19 protein-coding genes are annotated in these 24165 nt (G+C 60.6%); 3 read left to right on the top strand and 16 right to left on the bottom strand.

Annotation, left to right across the window (positions count from 1 at the left end):
* The first annotated feature begins 9 nt into the window (after window positions 1–9).
* Window positions 10–1515 (top strand): heme biosynthesis HemY N-terminal domain-containing protein, encoded by a 1506-nt coding sequence (locus J7400_RS01180; RefSeq protein WP_209058100.1) that lies wholly within the window; start codon window positions 10–12, stop codon window positions 1513–1515.
* 47 nt (window positions 1516–1562) lie between these two features.
* On the opposite strand, the gene J7400_RS01175 is transcribed toward J7400_RS01180, so the two are convergent.
* The 8 genes from J7400_RS01175 to J7400_RS01140 form a co-directional block, all read right to left on the bottom strand.
* Window positions 1563–2810, bottom strand: a complete 1248-nt coding sequence (locus tag J7400_RS01175; protein ID WP_209058098.1) for an FAD-binding oxidoreductase — start codon at window positions 2808–2810, stop codon at window positions 1563–1565.
* Window positions 2811–2894: 84 nt separating this feature from the next.
* Window positions 2895–5309, bottom strand: coding sequence for a response regulator (locus tag J7400_RS01170; protein WP_209058096.1), 2415 nt, complete (start codon window positions 5307–5309; stop codon window positions 2895–2897).
* Window positions 5310–5334: 25 nt separating this feature from the next.
* Window positions 5335–6240: a phosphate/phosphite/phosphonate ABC transporter substrate-binding protein gene (locus J7400_RS01165; protein WP_209058087.1), complete on the bottom strand. Its 906-nt coding sequence runs from the start codon at window positions 6238–6240 to the stop codon at window positions 5335–5337.
* A gap of 302 nt (window positions 6241–6542) precedes the next feature.
* On the bottom strand, window positions 6543–7664 hold the full coding sequence (gene ugpC / locus J7400_RS01160; RefSeq protein WP_209058085.1) for a sn-glycerol-3-phosphate ABC transporter ATP-binding protein UgpC: 1122 nt from the start codon (window positions 7662–7664) through the stop codon (window positions 6543–6545).
* Window positions 7657–9333 carry an alpha-glucosidase family protein gene (locus tag J7400_RS01155; protein ID WP_209058083.1) on the bottom strand — a complete coding sequence of 559 codons (1677 nt, stop codon included), beginning with the start codon at window positions 9331–9333 and terminating at the stop codon, window positions 7657–7659. The genes ugpC (J7400_RS01160) and J7400_RS01155 overlap by 8 nt, the downstream gene beginning before the upstream one ends.
* Before the next feature lie 70 nt (window positions 9334–9403).
* Window positions 9404–10567: a carbohydrate ABC transporter permease gene (locus tag J7400_RS01150; protein WP_209058081.1), complete on the bottom strand. Its 1164-nt coding sequence runs from the start codon at window positions 10565–10567 to the stop codon at window positions 9404–9406.
* A gap of 11 nt (window positions 10568–10578) precedes the next feature.
* The gene (locus tag J7400_RS01145; protein ID WP_209058079.1) at window positions 10579–11805 is read right to left on the bottom strand and encodes a sugar ABC transporter permease; all 1227 of its coding nucleotides are present in this window, start codon (window positions 11803–11805) and stop codon (window positions 10579–10581) included.
* 68 nt (window positions 11806–11873) lie between these two features.
* A complete protein-coding gene (locus tag J7400_RS01140; RefSeq protein ID WP_209058077.1) occupies window positions 11874–13238 on the bottom strand; it encodes an ABC transporter substrate-binding protein in 1365 nt (454 codons plus the stop codon).
* A 204-nt stretch (window positions 13239–13442) separates the two neighbouring features.
* Here J7400_RS01140 and J7400_RS01135 point away from each other — a divergent pair, with 204 nt between their 5' ends.
* Window positions 13443–14495 (top strand): substrate-binding domain-containing protein, encoded by a 1053-nt coding sequence (locus J7400_RS01135; RefSeq protein ID WP_209058075.1) that lies wholly within the window; start codon window positions 13443–13445, stop codon window positions 14493–14495.
* 1 nt (window position 14496) lies between these two features.
* Window positions 14497–15825 (top strand): GH1 family beta-glucosidase, encoded by a 1329-nt coding sequence (locus J7400_RS01130; protein WP_209058073.1) that lies wholly within the window; start codon window positions 14497–14499, stop codon window positions 15823–15825.
* Here J7400_RS01130 and J7400_RS01125 read toward each other — a convergent pair.
* The 8 genes from J7400_RS01125 to ugpC (J7400_RS01090) are packed head-to-tail and all read right to left on the bottom strand — an operon-like array spanning window position 15822 to window position 24096.
* Window positions 15822–16553 (bottom strand): copper homeostasis protein CutC, encoded by a 732-nt coding sequence (locus J7400_RS01125; RefSeq protein ID WP_209058071.1) that lies wholly within the window; start codon window positions 16551–16553, stop codon window positions 15822–15824. The two genes, J7400_RS01130 and J7400_RS01125, sit on opposite strands and share 4 nt — an antisense overlap.
* The gene (locus J7400_RS01120) at window positions 16540–17679 is read right to left on the bottom strand and encodes an N-acetylglucosamine-6-phosphate deacetylase (RefSeq protein ID WP_209058069.1); all 1140 of its coding nucleotides are present in this window, start codon (window positions 17677–17679) and stop codon (window positions 16540–16542) included. Before J7400_RS01120 ends, J7400_RS01125 begins: the two co-directional genes overlap by 14 nt.
* A complete protein-coding gene (locus tag J7400_RS01115; RefSeq protein WP_209058067.1) occupies window positions 17676–18905 on the bottom strand; it encodes a class II D-tagatose-bisphosphate aldolase, non-catalytic subunit in 1230 nt (409 codons plus the stop codon). Before J7400_RS01115 ends, J7400_RS01120 begins: the two co-directional genes overlap by 4 nt.
* A complete protein-coding gene (locus J7400_RS01110; protein WP_209058065.1) occupies window positions 18898–19803 on the bottom strand; it encodes an ROK family protein in 906 nt (301 codons plus the stop codon). The genes J7400_RS01115 and J7400_RS01110 overlap by 8 nt, the downstream gene beginning before the upstream one ends.
* Window positions 19800–20861, bottom strand: a complete 1062-nt coding sequence (locus J7400_RS01105) for an SIS domain-containing protein (protein ID WP_209058063.1) — start codon at window positions 20859–20861, stop codon at window positions 19800–19802. Before J7400_RS01105 ends, J7400_RS01110 begins: the two co-directional genes overlap by 4 nt.
* Window positions 20858–21856: an SIS domain-containing protein gene (locus J7400_RS01100; protein ID WP_247738562.1), complete on the bottom strand. Its 999-nt coding sequence runs from the start codon at window positions 21854–21856 to the stop codon at window positions 20858–20860. The genes J7400_RS01105 and J7400_RS01100 overlap by 4 nt, the downstream gene beginning before the upstream one ends.
* A complete protein-coding gene (locus tag J7400_RS01095; protein WP_209058061.1) occupies window positions 21853–22989 on the bottom strand; it encodes a Gfo/Idh/MocA family oxidoreductase in 1137 nt (378 codons plus the stop codon). Before J7400_RS01095 ends, J7400_RS01100 begins: the two co-directional genes overlap by 4 nt.
* A 9-nt stretch (window positions 22990–22998) precedes the next feature.
* Window positions 22999–24096 (bottom strand): sn-glycerol-3-phosphate ABC transporter ATP-binding protein UgpC, encoded by a 1098-nt coding sequence (ugpC, locus tag J7400_RS01090; protein WP_209058054.1) that lies wholly within the window; start codon window positions 24094–24096, stop codon window positions 22999–23001.
* Window positions 24097–24165: the final 69 nt, after the last annotated feature.

Below are 24165 nucleotides of genomic sequence, written 5' to 3'. Positions count from 1 at the left end.
GGTCATTTCATGCTCTGGTCCCTGATCAAAATTATTGCGTTTGTTGCCATTGTCACCGGGCTGACCTTTGGCTCGATTTACCTGCTTGAAAGCGAAGGCGGTGTGATGCTGACCGTGGGCGGGGTGGAATACAGCCTCGGCCCGTTCCAGACCGCGCTGGCGCTGGCCGCTCTGGTGGCCACTGTCTGGGTGGGCATCAAGCTTCTCGGTTTTCTCGTGGCGGTGCTGAAATTCCTCAACGGGGATGAAACCGCGATCAGCCGCTATTTTGACCGCAATCGCGAGCAAAAGGGCTATCAGGCGCTGTCTGACAGCGTCATGGCGCTGGCCTCCGGCGAAGGGCGCATCGCGATGGACAAGGCGCGCCGTGCAGAACGGCTGTTGATGAAGCCGCAGCTGACCAACCTCATCGTGGCGCAGGCTGCTGAGATGCATGGCGATGCCAAAAAGGCCGAGGAAACCTACAAAAAGCTGCTCAATGACGAGAGCACGCGGTTTGTCGGTGTACGCGGCCTGATGAAGCAGAAGCTGGCGGCGGGCGACACCGATGTGGCGTTGAAGCTGGCGGAAAACGCCTTTGCGCTCAAGCCGCGCCATGAAGAGGTGCAGGACACGCTGCTGCGGCTTCAGACCGAAAGCAAAGACTGGAAAGGCGCGCGTGGCACGCTGAACGCAAAGCTGCGTCACGGCAATCTGCCGCGCGATGTGCACCGCCGCCGCGATGCGGTTCTGGCGCTGTCGGAAGCCAAGGATGTGATGGCTGAGGACACCACGATCGAGGCGCAGGAGCAGGCGATTGAGGCCAACCGTCTGTCACCGGATCTGATCCCTGCGGCGGTTCTGGCGGCGCGCGGTTATATTGAGAAAGGCAAAGCGCGCTATGCGACGCGCCTGCTCAAGAAAGCCTGGGATACGCAGCCGCATCCGGATCTTGCCGCTGCCTTTGCCGAGATCGCCCCTGATGAAACGCCTGAGGCGCGCATCAAACGTTTTAGCGCGTTGATCAAGACCACGGCGGAGCATGACGAGAGCAAGATGCTCATGGCGGAGCTCTATATTGCGGCGGAAGATTTCCCGGCGGCACGCCGTGCGCTGGGCGATCTGGTTGAGGGCGCGGCCACCCAGCGGGTGCTGACCATCATGGCGGCCGTGGAACGTGGCGAAGGCTCAAGCGACGCGGTGGTGAAGGGTTTCCTTGCCAAAGCACTGAGCGCGCCGCGCGGTCCGCAGTGGGTGTGCGACAACTGTGGCCACATCCATGCGGAGTGGGCGCCAACCTGTGAGACCTGCCACAGCTTTGACACGCTGAGCTGGGTGGCTCCGCCGGAAGTCGAAGGCCAGAGCCAGGCCAGCGCAGCCATGCTGCCGCTGATCATCGGCGCGCTGGAGGATCACTCCGAAAAATCCTCCGTCGAAGATGCCGAAGAGGTATCGGACGCGGATGATCAGGTGGTGGAAGGCTCAGCAGTGGAAGCTGAGGTGGCCACACCGGAAGCGGAACGCAAATCCGCCTGATCCTCAATAAAACTTAGAAAATCGCCCGCCACGTTGCGGGCGATGTTTCATGTGAAACGTTGCGGGTGATAGGGCGCGAGGTCCATGTTGGGCGTTTTTCCGGTGATCAGATCCGCCACCAGACGTCCGGTTTTTGCACCACCTGTGAGGCCGATGTGCTGATGGCCAAAGGCCGCATACACACCGCTTGTGCCAATTTCTCCCAACATCGGTAGGCTGTCTGGCAGCGTCGGGCGGAAGCCGAGCCATTCCTCTTCGCTAACAGCGCGCAGATCAGGGAACACTTCTGCCACCTTGCGGCGCAGCAGCTTGAGCGGGGCTTTGGATTTCTGCTCTGACAGGCCGCCAAACTCGACAATTCCGGCACAGCGCAGCCCCTGATCCATGGGCGTGGCGACAAATTTGGCGTCCGCGATCATCATCGGATTGTTGGGCTGCACCGACGGGTTGCGGTAGGTGACATGGTAGCCGCGTTCGACCTCCAGCGGCACAGTGAGGCCCAGTTTGCGCGCCAGATCCTTGGACCAGATCCCCGACGAAAGCACCGCGCGGTCACAGTCGATGCGGCCCTGATCGGTCAGAACGGCGGAGATTTCGCCCCCTGAAAGATCAAAATCCCGCACCTCCGCCTGCACAAAGCGGCCGCCCATGCCGGTTAATGTCTCCACCAGCGCTTTCACGTAAGACGCGGGGTTGAGGATATAGCCATGAGCCTTGTTGACCGCGAGCAGGCCGATGTCCCCGCCCAGAATGGGCTCCATCTCCCGTATCGCCTGCCCTTCGACGAGGTCGGGCACAAAGCCCATCTCGGCGCGCATGTCCCAGACGTAGCTGTCGGCGTCAAATGCGGCGCGGTCTTTATAGGCAAAGAGATAATCGGTGTCTTTGATCCAGCGCTCCGCTGCGGTGCCCGCGGCCAGCGCCTTGTGTTGCTCGACGCTGTCGCCGATCAGATCTGTCAGAGCCTGAGTGATACGGCGCACATGGGTGTCGCTGGAATATCCCATGAACTTCAGCAACCAAGGCACCAGCCGGGGCAGGTGGCCCCATTGCATGAAGAGCGGGAAATCAGGGTTGAGCAGGTAACCCGGCGCCCTTTTGGCCAGACCCGGTGTTGCATTGGGCAGGATCGCGCAGCTGGCCAGGAGGCAGGCATTGCCAAAAGAGGCGCCCATGCCCGGCGCGCCCTTGTCAATCAGCGTCACCTCACAGCCTGTGCGCCGCAGCCAAAGCGCCGTGGCCGCGCCATTGATGCCCGCGCCCACCACCACAACATGCTGTGTTGTCTTCGCCATGTTCCGCTCCTTGCAACTTCGCCGAGTGTTGCAGGGCAAAGAGCGGAATTTCAATAGCTTGCGCGTCTCAAGTGGCGATCATTCTCAAAGTTCGGCGATGATCTTTTTGAGCTGCTGAAGTTTGATCGGTTTGGCCATATGCGCGTCCATCCCGCTTTCCAGACAGGCCTCCCGATCTTCAGGAGCGGAATGGGCTGTCAGCCCGACAATCTGGCTGCGGGCCGCACCTCCAAGCGCCTCAAGTGCGCGGATTTCGCGGGTTGCGTCCAGCCCGTTCATCACCGGCATGCTCACATCCATCAGAACCAGATCGGGGCGGTGGGTGCGGAAGCGGTTGATCGCCTGTTCCCCGTCGTTGGCGGAGTAATGGTTGATCCCAAGCCGGGTCAGAAAGACCTCGATGAGTTTGCGATTGGTTTTGTTGTCATCCACAATCAGGATGGTTTTGTCCTCAGGCAGCTCTGAAAGCTCCTGCGCGATGGGTTTGGGCGCGCCATTGGCCGCAAAGAAGGCCTTGGGTGCGGCGGCTTCTTCTGCGTCGATTTCATCCGGCACGAGGGCGGCCAACAGCTTGGGTGTCAGCACAGGTTTCAGCAGTTCGGCATCCGCCTGCGGCGTTTTCACCTTGTCGGTCTGCAGCGCCTCGCTGATCGGTTTGACCACAATCAGACGCGCCTTCTTGCGGCCCTGCGCCGCCTTGAGCTCTGCAAAGAGCTTGGCCTGCTCCATATCGGGCAGGGAGGTTTCCGTGATGATCACCTCGTAAGGTTCTTTGGCCTCCGTGGCGGCGCGTAGGCTGCTGAGCGCGGCGGCGGCGGTCTCAAAGGTCTGCGCCTCAGCCCCCCATTGGTTCAGGATCTCCTTGGTCACAAACAGCGCTGTGGGTTCGGATTGCAGAACCAGAACCCTCAGACCTTCCAGATCGACGCTGTCCTCGGAATGCAGCGGCGGCGGCGTGTCAGGCTTTTTGATCGGAATGGTGAATTTGAACGTGGTGCCTTTGCCCAGTTCAGAGGTGACCCAGATGCGCCCGCCCATGAGTTCGGTGAAGCCTTTGGCAATGGCGAGGCCCAGACCGGTGCCCTGATGGCGGCGGCTGTAGGAGCCATCCACCTGCGTGAACTGGTCAAACACGGTTTCAAGCTTGTCTTTTGGGATGCCGATGCCGGTGTCGCAGACATCCACCTGCATTACATCTTGCCCGTCATCCTTTTTGAGCGTGGCGTTGATCAGCACATAGCCTTCTTCGGTGAACTTCAGCGCGTTGCCCACAAGGTTGATGATGATCTGCTGCAGGCGCGAGTCGTCGCCCATCAGGGATTTGGGCAACTCCGGCGCAACCCGCGTGATCAGATCAACGCCCGCCTGCGCGGCCTGAAAGGAGAGCATCTGCGCGGTGTTTTCAATCACGTCGCTGGGGCGGTAGGCCTCTTCGCGCAGGGTCATGTGATCGCTGTCGATCTTGGAGAAATCCAGAATGTCGTTGATGATCCTCAGCAGGGTGGAGCCGGAACTGTGGATCGATTCCAGCAGGTTTTGCTGATCCACCGACAGATCGGTGTCCGCCAGCAGCTCCGCCATGCCAAGCACCCCGTTCATCGGCGTGCGGATCTCGTGGCTCATGCGCGCAAGGAACTGGGACTTGGCCTTTTCGGCGGCTGTGGCCTGTTCCGCTGCGATTTGCAGCTCCTGGTTTTTGAGGTTCAGATCGCGACCCGACACCTCAAGCTTGGTCTGGGTGTCCTCCAGCGATTGCACCCAGGCGCGCAGGTTGCCCAGCATCAGGTTGAAGCTGTTGGCGAGGCTTTCGACCTCGTCATTGGTGCGGATGACAATGGACTGATTGAGATTGCCTTTGGCGGCGCGTTTTGTGGCGCTGTTCAGACGCGCCAGCGGCTCGGTCAGGCGGCGCGAGACCCAGATGCTCAGTAAGACGCCGGTGAGGGTGAAAAACACCCCGAAAAGCAGGTTCCGGCGCAGCACAAGGTTCACCTCGCGGCTGGCGGGTTCCCCATCCAGATCAAAACGGATCGTGCCGTAGTTCACATTGCCATAGATCACCGGCACCGCCACCTGAATGCGGTTGTCCTCAGAGATGATATTGGTTGTTTGGGTCTCGATGGCCAGCGTGATCAGCGGATCTTCGACCCGGCTGAGAAAGAGCGCATTGGAATCCTCCTCGCCGTTCACCAGCAGATAGCTGTTTGGGTCGACAAACTTCAGGCTCAGGATGTCGGGCTGGCGCATCAGCTCCTGATAGATGATGTCGAGCTCCGCCGGACGCCCCTCAAAGAGGTAAGGCAGCGTCACTTCCTGAATCAGGATCCCCAGCGCGTCCGAACGCTCCGAGAAACGTGTGCGCACCAGCTCCAGCTGGGTCAGGGTGTTGAGATAGATCAGCGTGGTCACAAAGGCACCGATCATGAGGCCGAAGTACAGCGTCATGCGACGGCCAAGGCCGTAGGTCATCGATTGCCATGTCTGGGAAAAATAGCTCAAAGGTCGTTTCTTCTCTGCGGACACGCTACTGTATCCCCGCCTTTTCGAGGTCGCTCAGTATTTTGTTGATCCTTTCAAAAAGCCGATTGCGACCATCTGGAAAATCATCAAACGCGCTGGTGTTCTGCAGTTTTTTAAGCACGTTGCGACCTTCTTCTGACTCTTGCATGCCCAGCAACACAGAGCGTACGTCTGAGAGCGTCTCGGGGTTCAAACTCTCCCGATGCAACAACACCTGACGCGGAAACTTTGCGGAACTGGCGATGACGCGATACTCACCCGGACGCGCTGCGCGCAAGGCCTGAAACGCATCCAGATTGGTGGCCGCCGCGTCCACACGCTGGCTGGCGATCAGAAAAATGGTGTTTTTATCGTGTGAGGAGAACACGAAGTTCACTTCACCCTCTTCGGCAATCTGCGTCTGGTTCAGCTTCTCACGCAGACGCAGGCCGTGTTGCACGATGATGTGGGCGGGCAGCAGAAAGCCGGCGGAGGATTCCGGCTCGCTGAAGGCAATGGTCTTGCCTTCGAGATCGTCCAGCGTGGTGATCCCGCTGTTCACATGGGCGATGATCACCGAAAAATAGGGGCCTGCGGTTTCCTGATGGCGGCGCAGAAACGGCTGTGCGCCGGACATTTTGGCCACTTTGCCTGCCACAAGCGGGCTGTCGATGAAGATGTCGACCTCGTTGCGTTTGATCGCATCCGCCATTTGGTCGGCGCTGGACACCACCATCAGTCGCACACTGGTCACCCCGGTGCCGCGCATTTCTTCCTCAACATAAGCCGCGAAAGGCTCATATATCTTCATCTGCGCGCGGATGCCCTGGTTCATGGTGCCAATGGTCAACGTCTCCGCCACCGACATATGCGGGGCGCAGTGAACACCGGCGACAGCCAATGTGACGAACAACCTCATAAGACGCAGCATTGCGATAAACCCCAATGACTTAGATAAGCCGACAGATGGAACGTCTTGACGACTATTTAACAGAGGTAAAAAAACTGTTGAAATTTGGGCGGTCTCCCAAATTCGTTAAAAATTTTTCGTAAGTTTGCGCAGAGCCTGTGCGGCTCTGGCTTCGGCCCACTGAAATCCGGCGGCGCGATTCTTGCTGGGTGCGTTGCATCCCCCTAGTTTGCAACGATTTTGCGCACCGCACCACTGTTTTGCGGCGGGTGCTGCGGGGGCAGAGAGCAACCCTAAATGAGGGCTATGCACCTAGGCGCGGTTTAATGCGCCTTGGTTGCGATCGATTTGATCGGGCGGTCGCGATAGAGAAGCGATTGCGTGTCGGCAAAAATATGCACTTTGGCCGGGTCTGCGGTCATGGACACCTGCTGGCCTTTGAGGTCGCGGTGAATGCCCTGAAGCTTGCCGATCACCGGATCCGCGTCGCCTTGCGGCTGAAAATAGAGCAGGGTGACCTCTCCCAGAGCTTCGGTGATATTGACCGTGCCGGTGAAGATCGCGGGGCCATCGGTGGTCACCAGATCTTCGGGGCGCACGCCGATGTTCACGGCACGCCCCATATCCTCAGCGCGTGATGGCACGGTCGATGTGGCGGTGCCGCCTGCATCCAATGCCACGGTGGTTGTCTCGCCCGTGCCGGTGATTTTGCCGGGCAGCAGGTTCATGGCCGGAGAGCCGATGAACTGCGCGACAAACTCATTTTCCGGGCGCTCATAGAGCTCCAGCGGCGTGCCAACCTGTGCAATGCCGCCACCGGCCAGCACCACAATGCGCGAGGCAAGCGTCATCGCTTCCACCTGATCGTGGGTCACATAAACCATGGTGCTGTCCGGCATGCTTTCCTTAAGCTGCGCAATCTCGATGCGGGTGGCCACGCGCAGCGCCGCATCAAGGTTGGAGAGCGGCTCATCAAACAGATAGACCTTTGGATCGCGCACAATCGAACGGCCAATGGCGACACGCTGGCGTTGCCCGCCGGAGAGCTCTTTGGGCAGGCGGTCCAGCAGATTGTGCAGCTGCAGGGTTTTGGCGGCCTTCTCCACACGCTCGTTGATCTCCGCCGTGCTCATTTTCGCGATCTTGAGCGCAAAGGACATATTTTCGCGCACGGTGAGATGCGGGTAGAGCGCGTAGGATTGGAACACCATGGCGATGCCGCGCTGGCTGGGCGGCACATCGTTGACCAATGTGCCGTCAATTTCCAGCGTGCCGCCGGTGATATGTTCGAGCCCCGCAATCATCCGCAGCAAGGTGGATTTGCCACAGCCCGACGGGCCGACAAAGACAATCAATTCGCCTTTCTCGATCTCCAGATCGATGTTGCTCAGAACGTTCACCTGGCCATAGGACTTGGCCACATCTTTGAGAACCAGATCAGCCATGTCCGCTTTCCTCGCTGTTTTGCGCTGTGTTAGAGCCTGATGTGACCGCAAAGACCGCCTGCCATCCGGGCAAGGTGACGTTGTTGCCATCGCGGCTGACGGTGAAGGGGGCTTTGGCCTCCACTTTCCAGGCGCCGCTCGGCAGATCAAAACTTTGGTCTTTGTCAGACAGGTTGAAGGCACAGATTGCGCGGGTGCCATTGTGGCTGCGTTCAAACCGGATGTGGGTGTCATCGGCGTGGATCAGGGTGAAGTCCCCCTTGGCCAGCGCAGGCACGGTTTTGCGGAAGGCGATCAGACGGCGGTAGAAGTTCAGCATGGAGCCGGAGGCGTCCTCTTGCGCTTCAACCGACAGCGCCAGGTGCTCAGAGGCCACGGGCAGCCAGGGCTTGCTGTCCGAAAACCCGCCATTCTGATTGTCAGACTTCCACACCATGGGCGTGCGACATCCGTCACGCCCTTTGAACTTTGGCCAGAAACGGATGCCATAGGGGTCTTGCAGATCGTCAAACGCCACATCGGCCTCCGGCAGGCCCAGCTCTTCGCCCTGATAGATGCAGGCAGAACCGCGCAGCGACATCAAAAGCGCCGCATAGGTGCGCTGGGCGGCATCTGACAGTGCCCAACGGGAACCATGACGTTCCACGTCGTGGTTGGAATAGGCCCAGCAGCCCCAGCTGTCCTGAGAGAAGCTTTCCGCCTTTGCCATCACTTCGGCGATGCGTGTGCCGGTGGGATGCACATGGCCAAGCAGGGCAAAATCATAGGCCATATGCAGCTTGTCCCCGCCGCCGGTGTATTCCGCCTGAATTTCACTGCCACGATGGGAATCCCCCACCTCACCCACAGTGGTGATCGCGTCATATTCATTCAGCAAATCCCGCAGATCGCGCAGGAAGCCGAGGTTTTCCGGCTGGTTTTTGTCGTGCAGGTGATCCTGATGGTTATAGGGGTTCACCGCTGGCGCGATATTGTCGTTGCGCTGATCCTCGGGCAGGGGCGGGTTGTCGCGCAGCTCTGCGTCACAATAGTAGAAGTTCACCGTATCCAGCCGGAAACCATCCACCCCACGCTCCAGCCAGAAGCGGGCCACATCCAGCAGCTCCTGACGCACCTCAGCGTTGTGGAAGTTGAGGTCCGGCTGCTCGGCCAAGAAATTGTGCAGATAATACTGCATCCGCGCGGTGTCCCACTGCCAGGCCGGACCGCCAAAGATCGACAGCCAGTTGTTGGGCGGCGTGCCATCCGGCTTGGCGTCAGCCCAGACATACCAGTCGGCTTTGCCATTGGTGCGATCGGCGCGGCTTTCCACAAACCACGGGTGCTGATCAGAGGTGTGGCTGAGCACAAGATCGATGATGATCTTGATGCCCAGCTCATGGGCCTTGGCGATCAGCGCGTCAAAATCCGCGAGCGTGCCAAACATCGGATCGACATCGCGATAGTCAGAGACGTCATAGCCAAAATCCAGCATGGGTGAGGTGAAGAACGGCGAGAGCCAGATGGCATCCACGCCAAGGCTGGCCACATGGGGCAGGCGCTGGATGATGCCGGCCAGATCGCCAATGCCGTCGCCGTTGCTGTCCTGATAGGAGCGCGGATAAATCTGATAGATCACCGCACCGCGCCACCAGTCTGGGTCTGTGATGAGAGCGGAGTCTTGGGTCATGTTCGGGTCCTGATATGTCATCGGGTCGTCCTAGGTCTTGGCGGCATTTCTGCCGTGTTAGGGTCTGTTTTTATTTCACGGAGCCGGCCAGCAGGCCGCGCACGAGATAGCGTTGCATGGCAAAAAACACGCAGAGCGGCGCCACGATGGAGACAAAGGCCGCGGTGGCGAGGATCTCCCAATTGCCGCCACGGGTGCCCAGCAGTTCGACAATCTGATTGGTCATCACCGTCGTGTTGCCGGTGGCATCAATCAGGAAGACTTTGGCCACCAGCAGGTCATTCCATGTCCAGAGGAACTGCAGGATTGCGAAAGAGGCCAGCGCAGGGAAAGACAAGGGCAGGATGATCTTGGTGAAGATCTGAAAATCCGTAGCGCCATCCACTTTGGCGTTCTCGATGATGTCTTTGGGCAGCCCCGCCATGTAGTTGCGCAAGAGGTAGATCGCGAGCGGCAGGCCAAAGCCTGTGTGGGCCAGCCAGACGCCAAGATAGCCTTTGCCGATGCCGATATTGAGATGCAGCTTCAGAAGCGGGATCAACGCCAGCTGCAAGGGCACCACCAAGAGGCCCACCACCGTCGCAATCAAAAGCACGCGGCCGGGGAACTCCATCCATGCCAGTGCATAGGCGGCGAAAGCGGCGATCAGAATTGGGATGATTGTGGCCGGAATCGTGACTGTCAGCGTGTTGAAAAAGGCTTTGGCCATGCTGTCATTGCTGTTGCCGGAAAAGAGCACCTGATCATAGTTCTCAAGCGTAAAGTCCGGCGGCAGGGTTGCGGTGATGAACACCCGCTGGCCACGTTTGCGCAACTTCTCGGTGGAGGTGAAGCGATAGTTCCCCGCCGCGTCCATGGTGAAGGTCTTCTCATCTTTGGAAAACGTTGCTGTGTCGCCCACCGCAAAGGCGTCCACCGCTTTGGAGGATACGCCAAACCGCGTGATTGTGATGCCCGGCGCGGGGCCATCCTCAGCCTCGTCCAGCAGATTGCCCTCAACCACCCAGAGGTCGCCCTCCTGTGTTGCGGCCTCCGCCCCACCGGTGCGCAGCTGCACGACCTGCTCTGCCGAAAACAGGGATTTCCACCATCCCGAAGCAGAGATCTGATCTGCGGTGCGGAAGGAGGACACCAACAAACCAACGGTGGGGAAGAGCCACAGCGCCACAAGCAGCGCCACAGAGATATTCACTGCCCAGCTGAGACCGGATTTACGTCCTGCGATATTGTCCATGGTCTCTCTCCTCAGCGCAGTTCTTTGCGGGCCTGCACCACGTTCCAGATCAGGATCGGGGAGACGAGCAGCATGATGATGATGGCACTGGCAGAGCCCACGCCCCAGTCATTGGCGCGGAACAGCTTGTCATACATGTAGTTGGCCAAGACCTGTGTTTCCCACTGCCCGTTGGTCATGGCAAAAACGATGTCAAAGACTTTGAGCACGACCAGCGTGATGGTGGTCCAGACCACGACAATCGTGGGCATGATCTGCGGGACTTTGATCTTGAAGAAGATCTGAAACGGATTTGCCCCATCCAGAATGGCGGCCTCGATGGTTTCCTCCGGGATGCCGCGCAGCGCGGCGGAGAGGATCACCATGGCAAAACCGGTCTGGATCCAGATCAGCACCACCATCAGGAAGAAGTTGTTGTAAAACGGCAGGGTCAACCAGGTCTGCGGCGCGCCATATTCAAGCTCGGTGACAAAGACCGTCACCGCATTGCTGAGCGCGGTATAGGCAAACCATAGGCCAAGCGCCGCGCCAAACACACGCAGTGCTTTGATCAGCACGGTACCCGCGCTTTCCAGCAGGGGGCGCAGCAGCAGATAGGCGACATAGGCCACGATTGCGGCAAAGCTTACCAGAAGCACCGCAGGCATCAGTTTCAGGATCAGAAAAGAGCCTATTCCACCTTCAAACTGCAACCAGACCGCATTTAAGATGCCAATCTGTTCATTGCCCGCAGGGCGCGCATCATAGACCAGCTTGAAGATCACCGACGCGCCCACAAAAGAGATCGCCATCGGCATGAAGATCAGGGATTTGGCGATGTTGCCCCATTTGATGCGGTCGGTCAGCTGTGCTGCCAACAGGCCAAAGGCGGTGGAGGCGGCAGGCACCACAATCAGCCACAGCATGTTGTTGCGCATTGCCTCCCAGAATTTGGGTTCGGCAAACATCTGGCTGTAATTGGCGAAGCCGACAAAGGCCTCATCCTGCGTGCGGTCCGTGAGAGACAGCCGCAGCGTCTCAATCACCGGATAGCCGAGGTATAGCCCCAGCGCGAGGATTGCAGGGCCGAGAAACAGCCACGGGCGGATCATGTTTGCGCGGTTGATATTGCGCCCCGCATTGGGGCCCACCGGCGGAAACAGGACTTTATCCAGAAAGAGATTGGACAGGTAGAAATAGCCAAGACAGCCACTCACACCAATCGCAATGGTCACAAGACCAAGCAGGGCCGGAGACATGGCGCACCCCTTTTTTGAACTGTGCCGCCCCGAATGTGGGGCGACACGGGTTTGGCGTCAGAGCGCGCTTATTTCAGCGCGTCCCAGCTGTCCTGAATTTCGGCCGCCACCGTGGCCGCATCCTTGCCGCCGGTGAAATCGACCATGCCGGTCCAGAAGGAGCCTGCGCCCACGCCACCTGGCATCAGGTCAGAGCCGTCAAAGCGGAAGGTGGTCGCATTCACCAGAATATCCGCCTGACCGCGCAGCGCGTCGTTCAGGTAGGTCTCCGGATTCACGCTTTTCAGCGGTGTCAGGAAGCCCGACTGCGCGCCAAAAACTTCATGCGCCAGCGGCAGCTGGAAGAATTCCATCAGCGCGGTGGTGGCATCAGACGGATCGGTGATCGCCATCAATGTGCCGCCGCCCAGAACCGGATTGCCGAGGTCTTTGCCCTCATAAGACGGGAAGTAGAAGAAATCGACATCTTCGCCAAACTCAATGCCTTCCGGGAAGAAGGCCGGCACAAACGAGGCCTGACGGTGCATGTAGCACTCTGCCGGGGCGGCAAACATGCCTTTCGGGCTGTCGCGGAAGTCGGTGGTGGCCACGGCACCCGCACCGCCGGAGACTTTGGCGTCATCGCCCACAAACCAGCCGAACTCTTCGATGGCCGCAACCACACGTTCGTCGTTGAACGGAATGTCGTTGGTGGTCCAGGCGTCATAAACATCGGCTGGCTGGGTGCGCAGCATGATGTCTTCCACCCAGTCGGTAGCAGGCCAGCCGGTTGCCGCGCCCGATCCCAGACCGATGCACCAAGGGGTTTCGCCATCGGCCACGATCTGCTCGGTCAGCGCGCGCAGCTCCTCCATGGTCTCGGGCACCTCATACTCGGCGTCCTCAAAGTTCTCCGGCACATACCAGACCAGCGATTTCACGTTCACATTGTAGAAGAAACCATAGTGCTGATCGGCACCGTCTTTGTCCGCGTAGGTGCCAAGATCCACCCAGCTCTGGCCTGCGCCGTAGTTCTCGACGGTCCAGGGTGCCATGCTTGCAGGCAGCGGCGAAAGCAGGCCGCGCGCGGCCATGTCTGCTGCGAGGCCCGGCTGCGGGAACACAGCGATATTGGGGGCGGAGCCCGCTTCGGCGTCGATCACGATCTGCTGCTCAAAGCTGTCAGAGCCGGTGTAGATGGCCTCAGCGCCGGTGGCTTCGGTGAAATAGGCCAGCACGGAGCGGAACACGTCATCTTCCGGCTGCAGCCAGGGGCCAGCGACGGTCACGGTCTGACCGCTCAGATCCGGCGCGCTCTCGGCCCATGCGTTGTAGCTGTCCCAGCTGAATGCTCCCTCACCCGGCTTGAACTTCATGTGGCCGTGGCCGTCCGCCATTGCGGTGCCCGCCATCAGCGCCAGCGCGGCGGCGCTCGCATAGAGTTTCGGTGTCATGGATTTCCTCCCAGTTTCCATAATCTGTGGATAGATTACCAAAGCGCTTTGAATTTTGCAATGCGCTTGAAATTGCGGCGCTTGTACCAAAGAAATATATGATTTATGACTGTTTTCAGGAGGAATTCTTTGATGTCGATGCTGTTGGTCACACCGATAAAGCATCCATTATCAAAGCGCTTTGAGGAATAAACGTCAAAAATCATGAACCTGAAAGAGCTCTCAGAGAAACTGGGTCTGTCGCAGACCACAGTGTCGCGTGCGTTAAACGGCTACCCCGAAGTGCGCGAATCAACGCGGCAAAAGGTGCTGGAGGCGGCGCGGGCCCACAACTATGCGCCCAACACCCGCGCCAAAACACTGGCGACCGGGCGGGCGATGACCATCGGTCACGTGCTGCCGGTGTCCAAGAAGCATGAGATGGTGAACCCGATCTTTGCCGATTTCATCGCCGGGGCGGGGGAGATCTATTCTGACAATGGCTATGATCTGTTGCTGTCGGTGGTGAATGACGAGGACGAAGAGGCCAGTTACCGCAAACTTGTTTCACGTGGAGCAGTGGACGGGGTCATCGTGCACGGCCCCAAGGTGAATGATCGCCGCATCGCGCTGTTGCAGGAACTGGGTGTGCCCTTTGTGGTGCATGGCCGCTCCACCGAGGTGGCAGAGCGCTACAGCTGGGTGGATGTGAACAACAAGCGGGCCTTTCAGCGGGCCACCGAATTTCTGCTGGATCTGGGCCACCGCCGCATCGCCTTGCTGAACGGATTGGCGGATATGGATTTTGCCACCCGCCGCGGGGCGGGCTATGTGGCGGCGCTGGACGGGCGCGAGGTGCCTGTGCGCCAGGAGTTGATCTTTCATGACGAAATGACCGAGAACTACGGCTATGAAACCTGCCGCACAGCGCTGGCGATGGAGAAGCCGCCAACCGCCTTTGTGGTGTCCTCGATCATTCCGGCCATTGGTCTGCGCCGCGCGCTTTCCGAAGCTGGGCTGAAGATGGGCCGCGATGTCTCCGTGGTGATCCATGACGATGCGCTGAGTTACTTCGGCAACGAAGGCGATGTGCCGGCCTTCACCGCCGTGCGCTCTTCGGTGCGCGAAGCCGGGCGCAAGGTGGCTGGCACTCTGATTGATATGATTTCCAAACCCGGCAGCGAGCTGCGTCAGGAGATGCTCGAAGCAACCCTGACCGTGGGCCAATCCACCGGGCCAGCCCCGGCGGTGCGACAGGTTTTGGCACAGGAGGATTGAGATGATCACCTACAAGCGCTCCGACTTTCCCGAAGGGTTTCAATTTGGTGTGGCCACATCGAGCTATCAGATCGAGGGCCACAGCTTTGGCGGCGCGGGGCGCACGCATTGGGATGATTTTGCCGCCACGCCTGGCAATGTGGTGCGCGCTGAAAACGGCGCGTTGGGCTGTGATCACTACAACCGATTGGAAGAAGATCTCGATCTCATCGCCGGGTTGGGGGTGGACACCTACCGCTTTTCCACCAGCTGGGCGCGGGTACTGCCCGAGGGGCGTGGCACACCCAATCAGCAGGGGCTCGATTTTTATGACCGACTGGTGGACGGGCTTTTGGCGCGCGGCATCAATCCGGCGCTGACGCTTTATCATTGGGAGCTGCCCTCCGCCCTTGCCGATCTGGGTGGCTGGCGCAATCGCGATATCGCGGGCTGGTTTGGCGACTATACCGACACGCTCATGCGCCGGATCGGGGATCGCGTCTGGTCGGTTGCGCCGATCAACGAGCCCTGGTGTGTCGGCTGGCTGAGCCATTTTGTCGGCGCCCATGCGCCGGGGCTGCGCGACATCCGCGCCACCGCACGCGCCATGCATCATGTGCTTCTGGCCCATGGCACGGCCATTCAGGTCATGCGCGGCCATGGCATGAAAAACCTCGGCGCGGTGTGCAATTTTGAATGGGCCACGCCGCTGGATGACAGTGCAGAGGCCGCCGCCGCCGCCGCGCGCTATGATGCGATCTACAACCGGTTCTTCCTCGGCGGGCTGTTCAAAGGCGAATATCCCGCGCTGGCGCTGGAGGGTTTGGAGCCGCATTTGCCAAAGGGCTGGCAGGATGATTTTGAGGTGATCACCACACCCGTGGATTGGAGCGGGCTGAACTACTACACCCGCAAGCTCATTGGTCCGCAGGATGGCCCGTGGCCGCGTTACAGCGAGCACACCGGGGATCTGCCGCTGACCTCAATGGGCTGGGAGATCTATCCCGACGGGCTGCGCGATTTCCTGATCCGCATGGCGCGCGAATACACTGGCGATTTGCCGATCTACGTGACCGAAAACGGCATGTCTGCGCCAGATCACCTCACAGATCGCGGCGTGGTGGAGGATCCGCACCGCATGTCTTACCTCAATAGCCATCTTTCAGCGGTGCAGGACGCGCTGGCCGCAGATGTGCCGCTGAAGGGCTATTACATCTGGTCGCTGATGGACAATTACGAATGGGCGCTGGGCTATGAGAAGCGTTTCGGCCTGATCCATGTGGATTTTGACAGCTTTGCGCGCACACCAAAGGCATCTTATCACGCTTTGGCACAGGCGCTGCGCAGCTAGCCCCGCGTTGCAAGCTGATCGAGCTTGCTCCTGAAAGCAGAAACGGCGGCGCGGTCTGTTACACGCTGCGTCTTGGCAAAGCCAAATTGATGCAAGTCTGCGGCCACGGGCATGCCTTTTGCGCAGGAGCTGTGAAAGGATGTGATGCCGGTCTTTTCTGCGATTTCAGCCAAGTTAGAAACTGATACGCCGCTACCCGCCATGATCTCGATCCGCCCGTTTGCCGCGCTGTGGAGGCGTGCAATCTGCGCCAACCCGTCAATCGCCTTGGGCGCTCCGCCGGAGGTCAGGATGCGGTCTATGCCCAGTGAGATCGCCTGCTCCATGGCCGCGATGGGATCCGGCAGCAGGTCGATCACACGATGCAATGTGACCTCCAACCCGTCGGCGGCGCGCATCAGGGTGCTGAGCGTGTCCAGATCAAGCACGTCCCCTTGGCGAGCGCCGATGACCACCCCGGCCAGACCGGCCTCCTTCACCGCATGAATGCTGGCGCACATCGCCTGTGTTTCTGCTGCGTCATAATGGAAATCTCCGGCACGGGGCCGGATCATCACATGGCTTGGCAAATCGCTCTGCGCCGCCAGCGCTATCAGCCCCGGATCGGGCGTCAGCCCTCCCAGCTCCAGCGCGCTGCACAGCTCGATCCGGTCCACCAGACCGGCGCAGGCATTTAACCCGGCAGGGCTGTCGATACAGACCTCAAATGTGAGCCTATTCCGCCGCATCTGGGGCTTTTGGCGCGGTGAGAGCTGTGGCAAGCGTGCCGGTCACAGCGTGGTCTTCATCCAGCAAGATCAGATCTTCGACAGGGCGGTTGAGCGGGCTGGCGAGCGCCTCCAGCCACATGCAGGCCGCAGGGGTGGTGATCGCCATGCGCAGGGCCGCTTCCGGTGTCAGCCCGATCTTTGAAATCAGGCGCTGCACACCCTCGGCCTGAGTGATATGCGCCCCGGCCAAGCCGCCCTGACGGTTGATCAAACGCCCGTCGCGCAGCACAACCTCATGGCCATAAAGATCAAACCGGTCCGGCCCGCCAACCGTGGCCATGGAATCTGAGACCAGCATCATACGGTCCGGCACCGGACGTGCGCGCAGGGCAAGCCCGACCATGCTGTCAGCCACATGGAAGCCGTCACAAATGATCCCGGCATACAGCGATGAATTGATCACCGCGCCCACCACGCCGGGTTCCCGGCTCGTCATCGGGGACATGGCGTTATAGAGATGCGTCGCGCAGCTTGCGCCCGCCGCAATCGCCGCCTCAACCTGCGCCGCCGTGGCGTCGGTGTGGCCCAGCGACACAACAACGCCGATCCCCGCCAGCTCGGAAATCTGCTCAAGCGTCGCGGCCTCTGGCGCCAGCGTCATCATCACCGGAATGCCGATCTCGCGCAGATGGCGCACCACATTCATCGTGCGGGTATCAAGCGGGCGGATAAAGCTGCCCTCATGGGTGCCTTTGCGCGGCTCGGCAATATGCGGCCCTTCGATGTGCAGCCCCGCAACGCCGGGCAGATCTTTGGCCGCGACAATGGCATTGGCGGCATTCTCAAGCACTTCGGGGCGGTCGGTGATCACCGTGGGCAGGATCGCAACCGTGCCAAAACGCCGATGCGCGGCGGCGATGGTGGCAATGGCTTCGCGCGTTGGTGTGGCGTTTAACAACACGCCGCCGCCGCCGTTGACCTGCAAATCCACATAGCCCGGTGTCAGCGTCCCGCACAGTGGCGTGGCCCCCGCTGGCGCCTTGGCGATCTCTGTCACAACGCCGTTTTCCACACGCAGGGCCATGCCTGAGCGCAGGTCTTTGCCGTCAAACAGGTGATCGGGGGCCAGCCATTGCGTGCTCATGATGTCACCTCAAGAAAATAGGGATCCAGCGCCAGCTCGATCTGTGCATCCACCAGCCGCTGCGCCTGAGAACCGCTGAGCATCTCGGCGCGGGCCAGCGTGGTCTCGTCAAAGGCCGTGCGCAGCGTGGCGTCCGGCAATGCGGCGGGGAGATTGTCAAACAACGCATTTACAGCGGCAACTGCTTTGGGTTGGGGCCAGTAGTAGCGGATGCGATCCGCCAGCCCGAAATGGCGCTGCTGATAAAGCGCCTCCTCGGCCCCATGATAGTGCCCCTGCCAGTGTTTTGGCGTTTCCAACATCACTTCTTCCATTGCGGCCTGCAGCGCGCCTTTGGTGCCGCGCAGACTGTCCAGCGCGTAAAGCGCTTCGCGGTATGCGAAGGTCAGCGCCGGGCCGACCTTTTGGAACGCAAAGCCCAGCTCTGCAAGCCGGTGAAACACCTCCGGGTGCTGATAATCCGTGGAATGCGCCTCAAGGCAGACATTTGGCGCGTCTGCGAGAGCCGCAACAAAGCCCGGATCGCGCGCCAGCGGCATGTGATGCACCTCGGTCGGGCTGAACTCCACGCCGGGCTGCACCACCAGCCCGCCGATAGCTGGGGCCAGATCGCCGAAGGTTTCGATATGCATCGCCAGCGTCTTTGCGGCGTCTGCGGCATTGGTGGGCGGAATGTCTCCGTCCTCATCCATGCGCGCGCCGCCGGGCGGGGGCACTTCGGTGCCAACCACAAAGAGCAGATCCTCACCCGCCTCTGCGCAGACCCGCGCCAGATCGGCAGAGCGGCTGGCGGTTTGATCGTCATTAAGCTGCGCCGCTTCGCCCGCGCAGCCTTCCGAGCAATCCAGATGGATTTTGCCAAAGCCGGCTTTCACATAGTCGCGCACCAATACGCGCGCCTTTTCCATCGCCGCCTCGGCTGGCATGGCGCGCCAGGCCTGCGGGCCGAGGTGGTCGCCGCCAAAGATGATGCGGTTGCGGTCCACACCTGCGCCGTCGGCAATGTCGTGCACATAGCGGATGAAGCCCTCCGGTGTGATCCCGGTATAGCCGCCATCCTGATTGACCTGATTGGAGGTGGCTTCAATCACCACCTGCTGATCCTTGCGCTCCGCCAACGCGAGCGAGGCCCGCAGCACATCCGGATGCGCAGAGCAGACCGAGGGGATGGCCACCGGCGCGCCGCCGCGGTTTTGGGCGATGATTTTGCGCAGCACATCAGTCATTTTGTGTCTCCTGCCAGGCCGCATAGGCTGCGCCGCGCGCGCCGCTGGCGTCTCCGCCTTGCGCCAGTACCAGTTTTGCGGCGAGAAAATCGCCGATCTGCGCATCCTGCGCGGTGGCTGTGATGTCTTCGATCACGCCGTCGATCCGGCTCAAGCCACCGCCCAGCACAATCACGTCAGGATCCACTGTCAGAGTCAGTCCGTGGATCATCTCGGCGGCAAGGCTGGTCCAGACTTTCCAGACCCGCGCCATATCGCCCATGCGCCGCGCAGCGATCTCGGGGGGGGAAAGGTTTTGTCCGGTCAGATGCTCCGCCAGCAGGCTCAGGCCGGGGCCCGCAACATAGGTTTCAATACAGCCCTGACGGCCGCAGCCACAGCGATGGATCGGCAGCCGGTAACGGCTCACGATATGTGCGGGCGCGGCGATATGGCCAAACTCGCCGCCGGTGAGGGTTGGCCCCTGCAATAGAGACTGTTTCACCACAATTCCGCCGCCAATGCCTGTGCCAATGATCAGCGACATCACCGTGTCATGGCCCCGACCCGCGCCAAAAATTGCTTCAGAAAGTCCCAGCGCACGGCAGTCATTCACATAGGTGATCGGGCGTCCCAGCGCGGTGTTCAGATGGGTGGGAAACGGATGGTCCGTGGCGGGCAGATTGGCGGTCAGCGCAAGGCCGGTCTTGGGGTTGATCAACCCTGCCGCCCCGACGCCGACGGGTACGGCCATGCCTGCCTCCGCTTCGGCCCAGCGGGCCTGATCCACCACGGTTGCCACCAGATCTTTGTAAGACTTGGGCGTGGGGGCGCGATGGCGTGCGACCTCGCTCCAGTCTTCATCAAACAGGCGCACCTCACATTTGGTGCCACCCAGATCGATGCCGGCGACGGTCATGCGTCTGCTCCCTCGCCAACCCCGTGTAGGGTCACCCCGGCCACCACCCGGCTGAGCGTGCCTTGGCCCGTGAAGGGATCATCCACATTGAGGCTCAGGTCTGCCGCCCATTTGACCCCGTCGATCTGGGCGGCGGCGATGCACAGCGGTGCGGCCCAGGCGGTGCCAAAGGGCATGGGGATGTCGATGTCACCCCCCGGGCCAATCTCTGTCACCCGCGCTTCAGGAAACTGCGCGCGCAGCTCGGCCACCAGATCGGTGTCATAGGCGCGGGTTGGCGAGTGCGGGCTGGAGAAGACGGTGATCGTGGTCTCCCCGCGCACAAAGGACTTTGGCCCGTGGCGGAACCCAAGGCTGCTGTCCCACAGCGCAGGCGTCTGTCCAGCGGTCAGCTCCATCACCTTCAGCGCCGCTTCACGTGCCGCGTAAGTGAGGGGGCCAGAGCCCACATAGACCGCGCGCTCCGGGCGCGGTGTGCCAAACTGTGGCAACAGGGCGTCGAGCTGATCGGCCAGCGCATCAAATCGCGCAGGCACATCGCAGGGCGCATCAAACAGGGCGAGCGCGGTGAGCAGCATGGTGGAAAAGCTGCTGGTCATGGCAAAGCCCGCGTCATGGGTCACTTCGGGCAGGTTGATCACCTTCAATGGTCCGGGCGCTTCGCGGGTTGCCAGCGCGCCGTCGGGGTTACAGGTGATGTGCAAACGCGGCGCATCCGGTGCCAAAGCGTCCAGTGCATCTAGCGTGCCGAGGCTTTCGGTGGAATTGCCGGAGCGGCCAAAGCTCACCACCAGCGGGCGGTTGCCAGACAGAAAGGCGCGCGGGTTGGCCACCAGATCGGTGGAGGGCACAGAGCGCGTGCCCGGCACGGCGGCGGCGATGATGTCGCCGATATAAGCGCTGGTGCCTGCGCCGCAGAACCAGATTTCATCGGCTGCCTGCTCCGCAATCCATGCGCGCAGGCCAGCGACATCCAGAGCGGCCCCCCAGGCGCGCCAGACAGCGGGTTGTTGGTGAATTTCGCGCCAGGTGGCCCAGGTGTTCAGAGAGTCGGTCATGTGGTTTGGGTCACTTTCGAAAGCGTTTCCGGCGCATCGGGGTTCAACCCCAAAGCCAGCGCGGTTTCAAGGATCACGGGATAGATCAGCGCCAGCAGATAGGCGGCTGCGGCGGCGGGTGTCAGGGGCGCGTCGATCAACTCGGAAACCCGCAGCCGATGCACATCACAGCCCACCGCGCCAAAGCGTGCCTCTGCCTGATCCAGACTGTCCTGAATGTCGGCCTGTCCGGTATCAAGGATCAGCACCATCAAAGGATTGGTCGCCAGTTGCAGCGGGCCATGCAGCACCTCGGAGGCGGAATAAGCTTCAGCATGCAGCGCGCAGCATTCCTTGAGTTTGAGCGCCACCTCATGGGCCGCCCCAAAGCCGGTGTCGCGGCCAATCACATAGACATTGCGCGCGCGCAGAAAGGCCGCGCGGATGCTGTTTCCGTTTGGCAATGCCGTGGGCGCAGCCTGCAGCGCTGTTGCGGCGCTTTTCGCATCATATTTAGGCTCTATTCCAGCCAAAAGTGCGATCCCTGCCGCGATCGAGCCCACCACGGTTTTGGTCGCTGGCACCGCGTTTTCCGGCCCGGCACCAATCGGCACGGTGACCTCGGAAACCTGCTCCACCGGGCTGTCGGGCTGATTGGTCAGTGCCAGCACCTTGGCCCCCCGCGCCCGCGCACCTTTGGCGCTGCGCACAAGGTCTTCGCTCGCGCCGGATTGGCTCACCACCAATGCGGCGGCGTCCTCCAGCTGTACGCCCGCGCCAATCGAGAAGACCGACGGCGGCAGCGAGGTCACCGGCACGCCCAGCACCCGCATGAACTCATAGGAGAGAATATTGGCCGCCGCATCCGAGGAGCCGCGTGCAATCGTGTAGAACGCCCGCACATCGCCCATGTCGGGCAAGGTCACCTCTTGGGTGGCCGCGCGTGCAAATACGCTGAGGGCTTGGGCGCTTTCCTGCGCCATCCAGGCGCCGGGAACATCCGCTTTCATGGTCATGTCCGCAATCCAAATGTGTCAAACTCGGCCCAGGTCGGGGCCATATCAATCATGCTGCCGTTGATGCGCGCCTCATCCAGCGCCATGGCCACAAGCCCGGCCTCAAGCGCGTCCACCACGCCCACCGGCAGGCTGTCGCTGTCGCCTTTCAAAAAGGCCACGATGTCATCCACCATCATGTGATCCGCGCCGTAATGGGCAGAGGCGCGCGCGGCTTCCATCTGGGTGTAATCGTGATCGGCAATCACGGTGCCATCCCGAGCCGTGGCCCTGACAAAGCCGCGCATAAAATCGCCCTCAACCATGCCAAGCGCACCCATCACACAGAAGCGGCGGTGCTCATCGGGCACGTTGATATTGGTGTGAAAACTCATCGAAGCGCCGCTTTCATAGTGCAGGATCGCGGTCTGGTGGTCGATGATATCCCCGTCGCTGTGAAATGGATCCTCCACGCTTTGCCACACGCTTTTCTTGCGGTGCATGATCTCGTTTTCAGCATTAGATGTGGGGGCGAACTCCGGCACAAAGGAGCGCCGGCCCCCAAAGCTCGCCACCCGGTTCGGGCGAGAGGCCGTCACCATGTTGTAAATGTCCAGATCATGGCAGCATTTTTCCAGCATGAAGCCGCCAGACCAGCGCACCATCCGCCGCCAGTCCCGCATGAAAAATGCTCCGTGATACGGCGCGATATGTTCGCTCGCCTCAATTGAGGTGATCGGCCCGATCTGATCCAGCACACGGCGCAGATCCACCATATGTTGCGAATAGCGCAGCACCAGCCCGACCATCACACTGTCTGTGCCATGTTCTGCCAAGAGAGCGGCCAGTTCCATGGTCTCCTCTTTGGTGGTGACCACGGGCTTTTCGGTGAAAATCCGCACCCCGGCGGCCAGTCCCGCCTTGATATGCTCCAGATGGAAGCTGTTGGGCGAGCCGACAAAGAAGAGGTCTGGCGACGCCTCAGTGAGCATGGTCTCCACGTCGTCAAACCGCGGCACATCGGTGCCGATCATCTCCAGATGGGTGGGCTGGGGATCATAGAAGCCGACAAACTCGACCTCGGGCATGGCCTCTTTCAGGATGGAGAGCACATGCCCCGCCCGAAGCCCGATCCCTGCTGTCACAACACGCATGGCTAATCCTCAGGCCACCAGCGCAGGCGCGGATTTGCGGCGCAGCACCTGACCGTTGCTTTGGAACACATGGCAGTCCTCTGGCGCGACCGTGAGGTTCAGGATTTCACCCTCGCGCACCGGCGCATCTCCGGGCAGGGAGGCGCAGAACCGTGTGCCATTGCCAATGGTGCCATAGGTGATCGCCACACCGCCCAGACGTTCCAGCACATTCACCGAAATATCGAGACCATTCTGGCCCAAAGCCACATGTTCGGGGCGAATGCCGACCTCCACAGTGTCACCAACGCTGACGCCCTCGGTCTCCACCGGCAGCGACATCTTGTGGCCGCCCTCAAGCTCCACAGTCAGCGCGCCTGCGGCGTCGAGCACCTTGGCCGGTACAAAGTTCATGTTTGGCTGGCCAATGAAGCTTGCCACAAATTTTGTGGCGGGGTGGTGGTAGAGTTCCATCGGTGAGCCGAATTGCTCCACCTGCCCGCCGTTCAGCACCACAATCCGGTCTGCCATGGTCATCGCTTCGACCTGATCATGGGTCACATAGACCATGGTGGCGTCCAATTCGCGGTGCAGCTGGCTCAGCTCGACGCGCATATCCCCACGAAGTGCGGCGTCAAGGTTGGAGAGCGGCTCATCAAACAGGAACACTTTGGGTTCGCGCACAATCGAGCGGCCAATGGCCACGCGCTGGCGCTGACCACCCGAAAGCTGTCCTGGCTTGAGCTGCAGTTTTTCCGTGAGTTGCAAAACTTTGGCGGCACGCTGCACACGTGCGTCCAATTCGGCTTTCGCCATCTTCTGCACACGCAGCGGGAAGGCGATATTCTCATAAACACTCAGATGCGGATAAAGCGCGTAGGACTGAAACACCATCGAGATGCCGCGGTCCACTGGTGCGGCGTGGCTGACGTCGTTGCCGCCAATCACGATGGAGCCTGACGTGGCTTCTTCCAGCCCGGCAATGATGCGCAGCAAGGTGGATTTGCCGCAGCCGGATGGGCCGACAAAGACCACAAACTCCTTGTCCTCAATTGCGAGGCTGATGTCATGCAACACTTTGGCGGTGCCAAAAGACTTGTTGATTGCATTGAGGTTGAGCGTCGCCATGGCACTGTCCGTCTGTCTGAGAAGGGATTGATAGAGAGGAGGAATTTCACCCCGGGCGCACCGCAGAAG

It is taken from the genome of Shimia sp. R9_2, from assembly GCF_017743735.1.
Lineage (GTDB): Bacteria > Pseudomonadota > Alphaproteobacteria > Rhodobacterales > Rhodobacteraceae > Shimia.
The sequence above is the reverse complement of the archived record's forward strand: the minus strand, read 5'-3'. Positions and strand labels throughout refer to the sequence as shown.

Coding starts and splice junctions, on each gene's coding strand:
- J7400_RS01180 (WP_209058100.1), top strand. CDS start 10: ATGCTCTGGTCCCTGATCAAAATTATTGCGTTTGTTGCCATTGTCACC.
- J7400_RS01175 (WP_209058098.1), bottom strand. CDS start 2,810: ATGGCGAAGACAACACAGCATGTTGTGGTGGTGGGCGCGGGCATCAAT.
- J7400_RS01165 (WP_209058087.1), bottom strand. CDS start 6,240: ATGCTGCGTCTTATGAGGTTGTTCGTCACATTGGCTGTCGCCGGTGTT.
- ugpC (WP_209058085.1), bottom strand. CDS start 7,664: ATGGCTGATCTGGTTCTCAAAGATGTGGCCAAGTCCTATGGCCAGGTG.
- J7400_RS01155 (WP_209058083.1), bottom strand. CDS start 9,333: ATGACCCAAGACTCCGCTCTCATCACAGACCCAGACTGGTGGCGCGGT.
- J7400_RS01150 (WP_209058081.1), bottom strand. CDS start 10,567: ATGGACAATATCGCAGGACGTAAATCCGGTCTCAGCTGGGCAGTGAAT.
- J7400_RS01145 (WP_209058079.1), bottom strand. CDS start 11,805: ATGTCTCCGGCCCTGCTTGGTCTTGTGACCATTGCGATTGGTGTGAGT.
- J7400_RS01140 (WP_209058077.1), bottom strand. CDS start 13,238: ATGACACCGAAACTCTATGCGAGCGCCGCCGCGCTGGCGCTGATGGCG.
- J7400_RS01135 (WP_209058075.1), top strand. CDS start 13,443: ATGAACCTGAAAGAGCTCTCAGAGAAACTGGGTCTGTCGCAGACCACA.
- J7400_RS01130 (WP_209058073.1), top strand. CDS start 14,497: ATGATCACCTACAAGCGCTCCGACTTTCCCGAAGGGTTTCAATTTGGT.
- J7400_RS01125 (WP_209058071.1), bottom strand. CDS start 16,553: ATGCGGCGGAATAGGCTCACATTTGAGGTCTGTATCGACAGCCCTGCC.
- J7400_RS01120 (WP_209058069.1), bottom strand. CDS start 17,679: ATGAGCACGCAATGGCTGGCCCCCGATCACCTGTTTGACGGCAAAGAC.
- J7400_RS01115 (WP_209058067.1), bottom strand. CDS start 18,905: ATGACTGATGTGCTGCGCAAAATCATCGCCCAAAACCGCGGCGGCGCG.
- J7400_RS01110 (WP_209058065.1), bottom strand. CDS start 19,803: ATGACCGTCGCCGGCATCGATCTGGGTGGCACCAAATGTGAGGTGCGC.
- J7400_RS01105 (WP_209058063.1), bottom strand. CDS start 20,861: ATGACCGACTCTCTGAACACCTGGGCCACCTGGCGCGAAATTCACCAA.
- J7400_RS01100 (WP_247738562.1), bottom strand. CDS start 21,856: ATGACCATGAAAGCGGATGTTCCCGGCGCCTGGATGGCGCAGGAAAGC.
- J7400_RS01095 (WP_209058061.1), bottom strand. CDS start 22,989: ATGCGTGTTGTGACAGCAGGGATCGGGCTTCGGGCGGGGCATGTGCTC.
- ugpC (WP_209058054.1), bottom strand. CDS start 24,096: ATGGCGACGCTCAACCTCAATGCAATCAACAAGTCTTTTGGCACCGCC.